The organism is Pyxidicoccus sp. M6, from assembly GCF_055568925.1.
Genome location: NZ_CM145714.1, coordinates 2,563,952 through 2,576,350 on the forward strand (window position 1 = coordinate 2,563,952; position 12,399 = coordinate 2,576,350).

Genomic DNA, 12,399 nt, shown 5'->3' on the forward strand with positions numbered 1-12,399 from the left:
GCGCGGCCGGCCGGGCACTGTCGCCGGGACGCGGGCGGAGCGGGCTTCCTGACGTTTCCGGGCGCCAGGGCCCGCAAAGCAGACAGCCCGACTCCCGTAGGCGGGGAGCCGGGCTGCCTGGAGCACCTCCGCGTGGGAGGGGTTACCGCGGGGTGCCATCACTGACGGGCGCCGGTGCCTGGATGCGCTCCTGCATCACGGTGGGGAGCAGGGGCACGGCGCCGATGAAGCCCGAGTACGCCATCCGGTTGGGCGAGCACCAGCCGGGGTTGGCCACCTTGTCGGTGCTGAAGTTGGTCATCATCGCGGTGGTGATTTCCTCCGGCGTGGCCTTGGGGTTGAGCTCCAGGTAGAGGGCGACCACGCCCGTCACGTGGGGCGACGCCATGGACGTGCCGCTGAGGACGCGCGTCTCCTTGTCGCCGTAGTGCCACGAGGAGGTGATCTTGTTGCCCGGCGCGAAGACGTCCACGCAGTCACCCCAGTTGGAGAAGGACGCGCGCCGGTCCCCGTCGTCGGTGGCGGCCACGGTGATGGCGGCCGGCGTGCGCGCGGGAGAGTGCTTGCACGCATCCGCGTCCTCGTTGCCCGCCGCGACGACGTAGGTGACACCCGAGGCGATGGAGCGGGCGACCGCGTCATCGAGCGCCTGGTCCGCGGAGCCGCCGAGGCTCATGTTGGCGACAGCGGGGGACTGGTGGTTCTTCGTCACCCAGTCGATGCCGGAGATGACGCCGGAGATGGAGCCCGAGCCGTCGCAGCCGAGCACGCGCACGGAGTAGAGGGTGGCGTTCTTCGCCAATCCGTACGTGCCACCCGCCACGGTGCCGGACACGTGCGTGCCGTGGCCGTTGCAGTCATCGCCCTTCATGCTGTCGCCGATGGCGTCGAAGCCGCGCTGGGCCCGTCCGCCGAACTCGCGGTGCGAGAAGCGCACGCCGGTGTCGAGGATGTACACGTGCACGCCCAGGCCGGTGGCGTTGTACATGTAGAGCTTGTCCAGCGGCAGGTCGCGCTGGTCCACGCGGTCGATGCCCCACGTGGGACGCGGCTGGCTCTCCTTGATGGAGACGACGCCGTTCTCCTGCACGTAGTCCACCGCCGGGTCATTGGCCATGGCGCGCGCCTGGGCCTCGGACATCTTTCCGGCGAAGCCGCGCAGCGCGTGCTCGTACACGGCGAAGGGGCTGCCGCCGTACTTCGCGGTGAGGCTCTGCGTGGCCTGCGTCACCGCCATCGCCGTCAGGCTCTGCTCCGGCGCCTTCAGCACGACGATGTACTCACCGGGCACCTTCTTGCTCGCGGTGAGGAACTTCCCGGTGCGCTGCTGCTTCAGCGTGAGCTGCTTCGCGGCCGGGTCCCTGCACGGCACCTGCTGCGACGCGCAACCACCCAGGAACACCAGCGCGCCCACGGTGAGCGTCCACTTCACGATGTTTCGAATCATGTTTCACCCACGGGAAAGGAGTTGTCCGGGTGAAACGAATCGACGCTAAATGCGGTTTATCCCTGATTTGACCCTCGGGGATGAGACAGCGGTCCGTCAATGAACAGGCATGCTCAGCGAGCCCAGTCGATGCGCTCGAAGAGCGAGCGCAGGCGGGCGCCGCGCTGTGGGTGCAGTGACGCCACCCACGCGACACGGCCCTGCAGGTGCGCCTGGAAGTCAGGATGACCTGTATGTTTTTGCGTCGAGGGGCCGTGACGCACGCAGTTGGTGAGGATGGCCTTGAGTGTATCGAAGTCGACGCGCGAGACATTGGGGCGCGCGTTGACCACGACACCGGCCACCTGCTGCCGGACGCTCTGGCGCAGCACGCGCGTCTTGCGCGGGTGGGGCACGAAGCCCTCGTCGCGGATGATGTCCTCCACGCGATGACGGAAGCGCTCCACGGCTTGGGAGAAACCGTCGTCACCGGAGAAGACGAGGTCATCCGCGTAGCGCGAGTAGCGCGCGCCCATGGACCCGGCGAGCGCGGACAGGCGCACGTCGAGCCCGAAGGCACACAGGTTGGCGAGCGCGGGCGAGGTGGGCGCGCCCTGCGGCAGGTGCGGCTCGGAGAGGCGGACCCGTGCGCGCCAGTGGGCGTCGATGTCCTCGGCGGAGGCGGGGGGCGGCAGGTCGCGCAGCGCGAGGAGGGGCAGGCGGTGGGTGCAGAGCGAGGCGAGGGTGCTCGACACGGCCTCCGGGTAGCCCGCGGCGCGGAAGAGGCTGTACACGCGGCCGGCGGAGATGGAGGTGAAGAAGTCCTCCAGGTCCATGCGCAGCAGCACGCGCTGGCCCACGTGGGGCGCGGCGAAGGTGACGACGGAGCGGCCCTGCTGGAAGGCATGAGCGGACGCGTGGGGAGGAATGACGTCCAGGATGGCGTGGAGCACCTGCCGCTGGAGCGCCTTGAGGCGGGCCTTGGGAGACTCCAGGAGCCGCACGCCGCCGGTGCGCTTGGGTACCCAGCGCCACTGGTAGTGAAGCAGGCGCGAGTCACGCGCGGTCCGGCCGAAGCCCTTGCGGTCCGCGAGCCAGTCCAGGTCCGCGTCGGACAGGCCGAGCCATGCCGCGAGCTCACCCGTGGTGGGCAGGGCAGGCACGGGGAAGCGCATGCGCCCCATGGCGGTGGGAGCGACGAGCCAGTGGCGGATGCGCGGGCGAGGGTCCGGATTGGCCACGCCCTTCCGGAAGGAGGGCAGGCGGGCGATGTACCGGGCCAGCAGGTCGGGTGCGTCCACGGGTGGGCGGTGGAAGCCGCGCCGGACATTGCGCAGGACGCCGGTGAGCCACTGTGGGTGCTGCCCGAGCGCCGTGGCGGCGCGCTCGTGCATGGCGCTGGGGGTCCACGCGCCCGCGAGGAGCGCGCTGGCGAGTCCACGGGCGACGGTGTGAACGGGCTTCGTCATCGAGTCAGAGGAGGGTGTGCGGCGGCGGACCCCATCCTGTCCTGTCCTACGTGCCCAGTCGTGCGCAACGCGCACCGCCGGGCATGTGATGTGAAGCTCGGCATCCAACGGCATCCCCGGGGTAACCCCGGAGAGGGGACTCGCCGCCCGAAGACGACTGCGTCACCCTTCGAATTGAGGCCCACCGCCGCACGGCGCGGAAGGTAGCACCCGGCGGCGGATTTTCACCGTGTCCGCGCTCGTGGCAGGCTTCGTGTCTGTGCGCCGTGCGCACACTCGCAGGTACTGCTTCCATGAAGATGCTCCGCACCACGCTGCTCGTGCTCGGCGGTGGGCTCGCCGCCCTCGCGCCGATGACGGCTCCCGCCCGGGGGACCCGGCCCGCGGCCCCGGTCCTCGTCACCTTCACGGCCCCCGAGTCCATCAAGCGCCTCGAGCGCAGCCGCTACAAGGTGGACTTCTTCCACCTGGCCAACCAGTTCGAGTCGCAGGGCAACAAGGCCTTCTGCGGCCCCACCTCCTCCGTCATCGTGCTCAACACCGTGCGCATGGGGAGCGATGCGGTGGAGAAGCCACAGGACCCGTTGCTCGTGTCCGCCGAGGACCGCGCGCAACTGCCCCCGGACTTCGACCCGCTCTTCCACCGCTACACGCAGAACAACTTCTTCGACGAGAAGGTACGCGAGGTGAAGACGCGCGCCGAGGTCTTCGGCCAGCCGCGTGGCGAGGGCGCGAAGTCCGACGCCGGAATCCAGCTCCGGCAGCTCGCGGGGATGCTCGCGGCGCAGGGGCTGGACGTGAAGCTGCGCATCCTGGACGACGCGCTGAAGGACTCGGCCGCCCGTGAGGAGCTGAAGCGCAACCTCAAGACGGAGGGCGACTACGTCATCATCAACTACTTCCGGCCCACGCTGGGACAGCAGGGCAGCGGGCACATCTCCCCACTGGCGGCGTATGACGCGAAGTCCGACTCGTTCCTCGTCATGGATGTGAATGCCACGGACCAGCGCTGGGTGTGGGTGAAGGCCTCGGCGCTGTTCGCGTCCATGCGCACGCAGGATGGGCAGGAGAATCGCGGCTACCTGCTGGTGAAGGAGGGCAAGGCCGCCCTGGCGCGCGACACGCCGTAGTCCGCGCTACCACGGGCGCACGGTGGTGCCCCACCAGTAGAGCGCGGCTTCCAGGGGCTGCTTGCGAGGCTGCTCCAGCGTGGCGCGGATGCCCATCTCCCTGGCCGCGTTGAGCAGGTGTGCATGCCATTGCCCGTGCTCGCCGGAGAGACGGGTGGCTGCGATGGCCAGGGCGCTCGCGCCCACGGAGTAGCCTCCGAAGACGAGCGGACCGCTGGCGGCGTCTTCCCGTCCCTTCACACCGCGCGGCCACTCGCGGCAGGCGGCGAGGGGCAGGGCGCTCCCGGCGGGATGGGCGCAGTAGTTGTCCACCAGCGTGGCGGTGAAGCGCCGTGCCTCGGGATGCGAGGCCATGGCCAGGAAGGCGCCTGTCCATGCGAGCGTGGTGGCGCGTTGCGTGGGCTCCACCAGGCGTCCCTTCGCGTCCACCCGGGTGGGGAAGCCGGTGGGCAGCTTCGCGAGCTCGACGAGGCGTGCGACGAGCCGTTCGCCCGCGGCCCGTGACTCGGCGCTGTTTCGGAGCCGTCCGTGCAGCAGCAGGCCCGCTGCCGCCGGTGCGCTGTCACAGGGCCAGATGGAGCTGCCGAAGCTGGGCAGCAGGAGCTGTTGCGAGAGCGACTCCACGAGCTGCGCGGCCAGTGCGTCGAAGAGGGCGGTGGACTCCGCATCCGCGAGCCCCGCGCGCTCCATGCCCGCGAGCATCAGCAGCACATAGCCCCGGTAGAGCACGCTGCTCGGGAGTGAATGTCCCGCGACGGGCTTGCCGCCCGAGGCGCTGAAGGGCTTCTGGGCCCGTGAGAGCGCATCCGCCAGCAGGGCCTTCAGCCGGCGCCGCGTGTCCGGAACCGGGTGCCCGTCCAGGGTGGCCTGGACGAGGATGAAGGACAGGTGCGCATCGCAGAGGAGCTGCGCCTCGACGAAGCGTCGGCGTGAGTCGCCGAGCAGCTTCGGCTCGCAGCCCTTGCCGAGGATGCGCTGCTCCAGCGCCTCCAGCGAGTCCTGGGGCAGCGAGTCGGTCGTGAGCTCCGGTGACGAGCCGGGCGCGGTGACTCCTCCGTCTGCCGGAGGCTCCTCCGCGCGTGCGGCGACCGGCAGGGTGCAGCACAACATCAGGAGCGGGAGCAACGACCGCCAGCGACCGAGTGAAGACGAGGCTCCGGACATACGAGGAGACGTCACCACGGCCCCAGGCATCCGGGGCAGACCGGGCGCTCATCGGTCCCGGCGCCGGAAGGAACGGTCGTTCCAGGAGGGTGGGCGGCCGGAGAGCCCATCCCGGAAGGAACGTTCGTTCCGGCCGCCGTCGCTCAGGGCGTCTCGCGCTGGACCTTGAGGTCGTTGAAGCGACCTTCACGCTCCAGCCGCCAGAGGTCCTCATCGGTGACGAACTGCTGCCCCAGCAGCTCGCGAGCCCGCTTCACCTTCGCCATCAGCACCGGGTCGGTGATGGGCGTGCTGTTCTCCTTCGTCGGCCGTGGCGGCGGCCGCATCACGGAGAACGTCCCCCGCGCTGGGTGCCCGTCCAGCGTGTTCCCCTCCAGCGCGTAGGTGACGATGGCCACATCCGGCTCGGCCTTCGTGTCCAGCGACACCTTCACGTCCACGCCCGGGCCCTCGGGGATGACGTCCATGCCCAAGGACACCTCGGACGCGTCCTCCGGCAGCGGCGGCGCGCCCTTCTCCGGCACGTGGGCTCGAAGGAGTGTCACGCGCTCCAGGCGCACCAGCCCCTTCCACTGGTGATACAGCCGGAACGTCTGCCGGACCACGCCATCCTCCCCCATCTCCGGGAAGCGCGGAGTGCCGCGTGCCAGCAGCGTGACGACGCCCTTCTTGTCGAAGTTCTCGAAGGACGTGTTGAGCACCTGCATGGACGAGCGCCCCGTCAGCTTCCGCCCCTTCGCGTCGAACACGTCCACCTTCACGAGGTGCTGGAGGTACATGGCCCAGGGCTGCGTGCCCGGACCGCTCAACGTGTGCGTCACGACCGGAGCCGTCGTCGTCACCGCGGGCGCGCCGTCGAAGGTCCACACGTACTTCACCGGAGCGAAGGGCGTGCGAGGCGCCGCGTCCCGCCGGGGCAGCTCGACGATGCGGGCGAGGAACTCGTAGTCCTCGTCGGCATTGGGCAGGCGCCGGGAGAGCACCTCCACCAGTCGCTCGGGCTCGCAGGACTTCACCGTGTAGCGAGGCACCGGCACCGTCGTGGCCACGTTGTCCTTGCCGAACACCGTCACCACGGGCTGCGCATACGTCCCATCCGGCTCCAGCCACACGCGCAGGGGCACGCTCATGCCCGTGCCCGTGCCGATGGTGGAGTGCAGATACGCGTCATTCCCATCCGGCGAGTGCGCCCGGACGCTGATGAGGTTGTCCTCGCCGGAGCACACCTCCTGCTTCTCCACCGTCACCTTGTCGATGATGGGCGGAGGCACCGGCGCAGCCGGCGGCGTGGCCACCGCCACCGTGGGCGGTGGCTGGGCGGGCACGGGCGGTGGAGCAGGGGAGAGGCGCTCGGGCTCCGAGGCCCGACTGGCCGCCTCGGAAGCCGGAGCCGCCGGCGCCGGCAGCTCGCGTGAGAGGAACCATCCGGCCACGAGCACCAACGTGGCCAGCGCAATCATTCGTGCCCAGCGCCGCTTCCACCAGGGCCGCTCCACCGGCTTCATTCGAGGTGCCTTTCCGTTACTGCCAGCAGCCGTACACGTTGCCGCCCGAGTTCCACTGGAGCTGGTGCGAGTAGTCGCTCGCCCACAGCGTGGAAGAGATGGGGTGGACGCCCCAACCGCCGACGCGGTCCGGGCTGACGGACGTGGCGGTGGTGGAGGCGTTGTCCCGCACGCCCTTCCAGATGCTGCTGCTGCTCGTGTCGCAGCGGTTGGTGGACATGCAGTTGGCCACCTGGTTGCCGGCGTTACCGCACACGTTCCAGAAGATGGGGCAGATGACCGTCAGCGCCGCGTTCTCGAACCACCCGAGCGATGCCTTGCAGTGGTTGTAAACGCCCGTGTAGAGCGAGTTGGACGCGTTGGCGATGCGGTCATGCGAGTACGTGTACGCGGAGACGTAGCCCCGGCCCGCGTAGTGGTGCGCGTAGGCGAGGAAGGTGGAGCACACCATGCCGTTGTTCGCCGCGCTGCCCGGCATCTGGTTCACCGTCTCGAGGTCTCGGTACTGGAAGAGCGAGTAGGGCACCCGCTGGCCATTCCACAGCGGCCGGTCGATGTACTGGCCCGAGTCCACGCGTGACGTGTCGCTGACGTACGGGTGGTTGAACCACATCGCGTCCGCCACCTGGGCCGCGCCCATGGCGTCGCCGAGCTGCCACGCGGTCCACTCGGGGCCGCTGCCGTCCGGGTCGTACATGTAATGGTAGATGCCGCCCTGGTTGACCTGCTCCAGGCCCGGGTAGCCGTATTGCAATTGATTCACGTTGAGCGGCGTCCCACAGACGGTGGGCCAGCTGTTCTGGTCCGGGTCCTCCATGGTGGCGTGGGACGCGGCGCCGATGGTGCCGTGGGAGAGCATGGAGTGCGTGCGGTACTCGCCGATGGCGTCCATCACGTTGCGGATGGGGCCTTCTCCCCGGTCGAACACCACCGCGCCATTCGGGGCGTTCCAGCCGGCGGCGGTGTAGCCACAATCGGACGCGTGGGCGGAGTGGGCGAGCACCAGCGCGGACACTGCGAGACAGCCTGCGAGAAATCGTCGCATCAAGACCTCCCCCGTACTTGGGAGGAACCACGCTACGCCCGCCATCCCTGACAACCACAAGAGGGGGCCCCTGGGGCTGAGTGGGCAGGCGACAGGGGATTTGCCCCGGAGGGCAGCGTCGCGTCCGGTAGTCCACGGTCGGGTGTGAAGCACCTGACGTGATGGGTTGCCTCGGTGTGGGGAAGGGGCAGATTCAGCGGGAGTGCCGGGAGGGCCACGCGCATGGAGCTTCAATCAGAGGTGGGCCGCTGGGACGTCACGCCCACGGAGGCGGTGGCGCTGCAGAAACGGCTTCGCGAGCTGCTGGTGCTGAAGCCTCCGGCGGGGCTGAAGGTGGAGCGCGTGGCGGGCGCGGACATCTCCACGGAGAAGGGGAACGACACCGGCTTCGGCGGCCTCGTCGTGCTGGACGCGGCCTCGCTGGCGCCGGTGGCGCAGGCGGGCGCGGCGGTGACGCTGACGTTCCCCTACGTGCCCGGCCTGCTGTCGTTCCGAGAGCTGCCCATCGTGAAGGCCGCGTGGGAGCGGCTCACGGTGCGGCCGGACGTGGTCATCTTCGACGGGCAGGGCACGGCGCACCCGAGGCGCATGGGCATTGCCTGTCACGGGGGGCTGCTGTTCGGCGTGCCCTCCGTCGGCTGCGCGAAGTCACTGCTGGTGGGGACGTACGGGAAGCTGGGCGACGCGCGAGGCTCCACCGCGCCCATCACCCACAAGGGCGAGGTGGTGGGCATGGCGGTGCGCACGCGCAAGGGCGTACAGCCCGTGTACGTGTCGCCGGGCCACCTGATGGATTTGCCCACCGCGGTGGAGCTGGTGCTGAAGATGAGCCCGAAGTACCGCGAGCCGGAGACGACGCGGCATGCACACCGGCTCGTCAACGCGCTCCGCCGCGCGGGTGGAGAGGCGGCGGAGTTGGAATAGGGGTGCCAGCGTGAAGAACTGCTAGCGCCGTCCGCCGCGAGCCCCGGGCGTGCGGGCGCTGCCGGTGCGAGTGCCCCTGCCCGTGCGGGTCGGCGTGCCGCCGGTGCGCTTCGTGGCCGCGCGCTTCGTCCGGGCGGCGGTGCCCTTGCGCGCGGGCGTCTTCTTGGTGGCCTTCTTCTGCGCGGCGCTCGGCTTGCGGCCCGCCACGCTCGGTCCGGCCTTCCAGCCGCCGCTCTTCTTGGCCGCCGCGGCGCTGCGCTTCCGGGTGCCCTGACCGGGGGTGGCCTTCTTCGCCGCCTTCTTCGCACCGCGGGGCGTCTTCGCCTCCGGCTTGCGCTTCGCGGCGGTGCGGCCCTTGCGGGTGGACGGCCCCGACTTGCCCGGTGAACGCCGGCTCACCGCGCCCTCATCGGTGGGCGTCAGCACGGTGGTGGCGAGCTCGGCCGGAGCCTGTTGCGGCGGCGTCTCGGCTTCAGTCGGCGGGCGTGCCTCGAATGACATGCAGTGTCCTCCTGGACGTGAGGCAGGCAGCGTGGACCACCGCGTGAGCGCCGCACAGGGGGCCCGCACGTCGAGTGAACGCCAGCGGACGGATTTTGACCGAAGCCAGAAGCCCTTCTATGTCCAGGACGAGGGCAGGGGGGCCTGAGAGCCCAAGAATTGGCGGCTCGGGCGTCTGTCTCCCCGGCTGCCCTTCCACGCCTGCCTGCACTGGCTGTAGCACCACGGGCGAGTGAGGGGCGGAAGCGGGCGGGAGAAGCCATTGGGAGCGTCGATGCGCAGGCTGTCGTCACCTTGGAGCGACTTGCAGTCCCATTACTCCGTCGTGGTGGTGGGCTCGGGGTATGGAGGCGCCATCAGCGCCAGCCGCCTGGCGCGGGCGGGGCAACAGGTCTGTGTGTTGGAGCGCGGCCGCGAGTTGCTGCCCGGCGACTACCCCCGCACCGAGTCCGAGTTCTTCAAGGAGCTGCAAGTCCACTTCGACCCCGAGAGTGGCCTGGACGTGGGCAACCCCACCGGCCTCTTCGAGGTGCACCGGGGCGGGGACGTCTCCGTCGTCAACGGGTGCGGCCTGGGCGGCACGTCCCTCATCAACGCCAGCGTGGCCCTGCGGCCGGACCCGCGCGTCTTCCTCGACACGCGCTGGCCCCAGGCGCTGCGCGACGACGTGGAGGGCCTGCTGGAGGACGGCTTCGCCTGGGCGGAGCACATGCTGCGCCCCATGCCCTACCCGGAGTCCGCGCCGCCGCTGGCCACGCTGCACGCGCTGGAGCGCGCCGCGAAGAAGCTGGGCGGCACCTTCCGCCGTCCGCCGCTGGCGGTGACCTTCGAGCCGGGCATCAACGCCGCCGGAGTGCGCCAGCCGGGGTGCTCGCTGTGCGGTGACTGCATGACGGGCTGCAACGTCGGCGCGAAGAACTCGGTGCTGATGAACTACCTGCCGGACGCCGTGCGCCACGGGGCCCGCATCTTCACCGAGGTGGGCGTGCGTCACCTCGCGCGCGACGGCGGGCGCTGGCGCGTCTACTACCGGCCGATGAACGCGGGCCGCGAGCGCTTCGACGCGCCGGACCTGTGGCTGACCGCGGACCGGGTCATCCTCGCGGCGGGCACGGTGGGCACGACGGAAATCCTGCTGCGCTCGAAGGCGCTGGGGCTGCCGCTGTCGGACCAGCTCGGCAAGCGCTTCAGCAACAACGGCGACGTGATGGCCTTCGGCTACAACACGGACGTCACCATCAACGGCGTGGGGCACGGGGACAAGCCGCACGACACGCTGGAGCCGGTGGGCCCCACCATCAGCGGCATCATCGACGACCGGGCCACGCCGAATCAGGAAGACGGCATGGTCATCGAGAACGGCGTCATCCCCGGGGCCATGGCCCGGCCGGTGACGGCGCTGCTCGCGGCGGCCTCGGCCGTCTCCGGAGAGGACACGGACCGCGGCATCAAGGACAGGCTGGAGGAGATGGCGCGCATGGCGGAGAGCGCGCTGCGCGGGCCGTACTTCGGGGCCATGCGGAATACGCAGACGTTCCTGGTCATGTCGCACGACGACGGTCGCGGCGAGCTGCGGCTGGCGGGAGACCGGGCGCGCGTGTACTGGCCGGACGCGGGGCTCCAGCCCGTCTTCACGCGCGTGGACGAGCGCCTGCGCCGCGCCACCGAGGCGCTGGGCGGCACCTTCGTGCGCAACCCGCTGTGGAGCAAGCTCACGGGGCACGAGCTGCTGTGCACCCACCCGCTCGGCGGCTGCGCCATGGGCGAGCGCGCGGAGGAGGGCGTGGTGGACCACGAGGGCCGCCTCTTCTCGGACGCGTCCGGCACGGGCGTGCACGAGGGGCTCTACGTCAGCGACGGCTCGGTGGTTCCGAGACCGCTGGGCACCAATCCGCTGCTCACCATCTCCGCGGTGGCGGAGCGCTGCGTGGCGCTGATGGCGCGGCGCTACGGGTGGACGGTGGACTACTCGCCTGTCTCGGAAGGCCCGGCCCCGCTGCCGGCGCGACCGCTGTCCGTGCAGTTCACCGAGACGATGTACGGCTACATCTCCGAAGCGGTGGACGAGGACTTCCTGCGCGCGGGCGACCCGGAGCGGCCGGACACCTCGCCCTTCCGCTTCATCGTCACGGTGGAGGCGAGTGATTTGGAGGCGCTGTTCGCCCACCCGCTGCACCCGCTGAGCATGTCTGGCTGCGTGCAGGCGCCGATGCTGTCCTCCCGCCCGCTGACGGTGGAGGGAGGCGTGCTGCACCTGATGACGAGGGACCAGGCCCGCCCGGGCGGACGGCAGATGCGCTACCAGCTCCCGCTCGTCTCCGAGTCGGGCGAGCGCTACTTCCTGGACGGCTACAAGGACGTCCACGACGACGCGGGCCCGGACCTCTGGGTGGACACCACGCGGCTGCTCGTCTCCGTGTACCGGGGCGCGGACGCGTCGGGGCCGTGCGTGTACCGTGGCTTCCTGCGGCTGAATGCGAAGGACTTCACGGTGCAGCTCTCCACGCTGCGGGTGCTGCACGCGAAGGAGCCGGCGCAGCGGCTGGCGGCGCTGGCCCGCTTCGGGCGCTTCTTCTTCGGCACGCTCTTCGACACCTACGTGCGCAAGGCGGCGTAGCGGCCGGGGAGGCGAACGCGCCCGGTGCCTGAAGGCTTCGGGCGTGCTCCTCCGGGAGTGCGTGGGCACCGTGATGCCCAGACAGCAGCCCCGGAGGAATGACACCCCATGGCCGATGACCCCAGGCAGCAGGGAAAGGGCGCCCCGCAGGAAGACGAGCGGCCGACCAGCCGTCGTGACCTCCCGCTCGAGGTCCGGCGCGCCCGGCGGAGCGAGGCTCGCGCCAGCCAGACGTACAAGGCCTTCCTCAACCACCTCTGCGAGCGGGGAGGCATGTCCCCCGCAGTGGCCCAGCAGGCCGCCGTGTCCGTGTTGTGCGCGCTGGAGCAGCGCATCTTCTTGGAGGAGGCGGCCGACCTGGAGGCCCAGCTTCCACGCAAGCTGACCGATTTGCTGCACCGCTGTGAGCGGCACGAAGAGGAGCTGCCGGAGAAGTTCGGCCGCGAGCACCTGCTGAAGCGCGTGGGCGAGGATTTGTCGCTCAACCCCGACGCGGTGGAGCCGGTGGTGCGCGCGGTGCTGGACGCGCTCCGCGACCAGATTTCCGAGGGCGAGGCGGAGGACGTGATGTCCCAGCTCCCGCACGACCTGCGGGACCTCTGGGGCCGGGCCATCTGA

General features: G+C 70.3%; 10 protein-coding genes. 4 read left to right on the top strand and 6 right to left on the bottom strand.

The window, feature by feature from the left end; all coding sequences use genetic code 11:
* Nucleotides 1-142: 142 nt before the first annotated feature.
* Complete coding sequence (locus ACVTJA_RS10700; RefSeq protein ID WP_465836107.1) at nt 143-1,447, bottom strand: S8 family peptidase; 1,305 nt, start codon at nt 1,445-1,447, stop codon at nt 143-145.
* A 113-nt stretch (nt 1,448-1,560) separates the two neighbouring features.
* Nucleotides 1,561-2,895, bottom strand: a complete 1,335-nt coding sequence (locus ACVTJA_RS10705) for a reverse transcriptase family protein (protein ID WP_465836109.1) — start codon at nt 2,893-2,895, stop codon at nt 1,561-1,563.
* A gap of 293 nt (nt 2,896-3,188) precedes the next feature.
* Here ACVTJA_RS10705 and ACVTJA_RS10710 point away from each other — a divergent pair, with 293 nt between their 5' ends.
* Nucleotides 3,189-4,025 carry a phytochelatin synthase family protein gene (locus tag ACVTJA_RS10710; RefSeq protein WP_465836111.1) on the top strand — a complete coding sequence of 279 codons (837 nt, stop codon included), beginning with the start codon at nt 3,189-3,191 and terminating at the stop codon, nt 4,023-4,025.
* Nucleotides 4,026-4,031: 6 nt separating this feature from the next.
* On the opposite strand, the gene ACVTJA_RS10715 is transcribed toward ACVTJA_RS10710, so the two are convergent.
* From ACVTJA_RS10715 to ACVTJA_RS10725, 3 genes are all read right to left on the bottom strand, one after another.
* On the bottom strand, nt 4,032-5,150 hold the full coding sequence (locus ACVTJA_RS10715; RefSeq protein ID WP_465836112.1) for a hypothetical protein: 1,119 nt from the start codon (nt 5,148-5,150) through the stop codon (nt 4,032-4,034).
* Nucleotides 5,151-5,332: 182 nt separating this feature from the next.
* On the bottom strand, nt 5,333-6,694 hold the full coding sequence (locus ACVTJA_RS10720; RefSeq protein ID WP_465836114.1) for a hypothetical protein: 1,362 nt from the start codon (nt 6,692-6,694) through the stop codon (nt 5,333-5,335).
* A 16-nt stretch (nt 6,695-6,710) separates the two neighbouring features.
* Complete coding sequence (locus ACVTJA_RS10725) at nt 6,711-7,739, bottom strand: hypothetical protein (protein WP_465836116.1); 1,029 nt, start codon at nt 7,737-7,739, stop codon at nt 6,711-6,713.
* Between the two features lie 222 nt (nt 7,740-7,961).
* On the opposite strand from ACVTJA_RS10725, the gene ACVTJA_RS10730 reads away from it, so the two are divergent.
* The gene (locus ACVTJA_RS10730) at nt 7,962-8,663 is read left to right on the top strand and encodes an endonuclease V (RefSeq protein ID WP_465836118.1); all 702 of its coding nucleotides are present in this window, start codon (nt 7,962-7,964) and stop codon (nt 8,661-8,663) included.
* A gap of 21 nt (nt 8,664-8,684) precedes the next feature.
* Here ACVTJA_RS10730 and ACVTJA_RS10735 read toward each other — a convergent pair whose 3' ends face one another.
* Nucleotides 8,685-9,164 (bottom strand): hypothetical protein, encoded by a 480-nt coding sequence (locus ACVTJA_RS10735; protein ID WP_465836119.1) that lies wholly within the window; start codon nt 9,162-9,164, stop codon nt 8,685-8,687.
* Nucleotides 9,165-9,468: 304 nt separating this feature from the next.
* On the opposite strand from ACVTJA_RS10735, the gene ACVTJA_RS10740 reads away from it, so the two are divergent.
* Together ACVTJA_RS10740 and ACVTJA_RS10745 are read left to right on the top strand one after the other, a co-directional pair.
* Entirely contained in the window at nt 9,469-11,781 is a 2,313-nt protein-coding gene (locus tag ACVTJA_RS10740) for a GMC family oxidoreductase N-terminal domain-containing protein (RefSeq protein ID WP_465836121.1), read from the top strand.
* A gap of 108 nt (nt 11,782-11,889) precedes the next feature.
* Nucleotides 11,890-12,399, top strand: a complete 510-nt coding sequence (locus ACVTJA_RS10745) for a DUF2267 domain-containing protein (protein ID WP_465836123.1) — start codon at nt 11,890-11,892, stop codon at nt 12,397-12,399.

Excerpts from the sequence above, each read along its gene's own strand:
- ACVTJA_RS10700 (WP_465836107.1), bottom strand. The coding sequence starts at position 1,447 with ATGATTCGAAACATCGTGAAGTGGACGCTCACCGTGGGCGCGCTGGTG.
- ACVTJA_RS10705 (WP_465836109.1), bottom strand. The coding sequence starts at position 2,895 with ATGACGAAGCCCGTTCACACCGTCGCCCGTGGACTCGCCAGCGCGCTC.
- ACVTJA_RS10710 (WP_465836111.1), top strand. The coding sequence starts at position 3,189 with ATGAAGATGCTCCGCACCACGCTGCTCGTGCTCGGCGGTGGGCTCGCC.
- ACVTJA_RS10720 (WP_465836114.1), bottom strand. The coding sequence starts at position 6,694 with ATGAAGCCGGTGGAGCGGCCCTGGTGGAAGCGGCGCTGGGCACGAATG.
- ACVTJA_RS10725 (WP_465836116.1), bottom strand. The coding sequence starts at position 7,739 with ATGCGACGATTTCTCGCAGGCTGTCTCGCAGTGTCCGCGCTGGTGCTC.
- ACVTJA_RS10730 (WP_465836118.1), top strand. The coding sequence starts at position 7,962 with ATGGAGCTTCAATCAGAGGTGGGCCGCTGGGACGTCACGCCCACGGAG.
- ACVTJA_RS10735 (WP_465836119.1), bottom strand. The coding sequence starts at position 9,164 with ATGTCATTCGAGGCACGCCCGCCGACTGAAGCCGAGACGCCGCCGCAA.
- ACVTJA_RS10745 (WP_465836123.1), top strand. The coding sequence starts at position 11,890 with ATGGCCGATGACCCCAGGCAGCAGGGAAAGGGCGCCCCGCAGGAAGAC.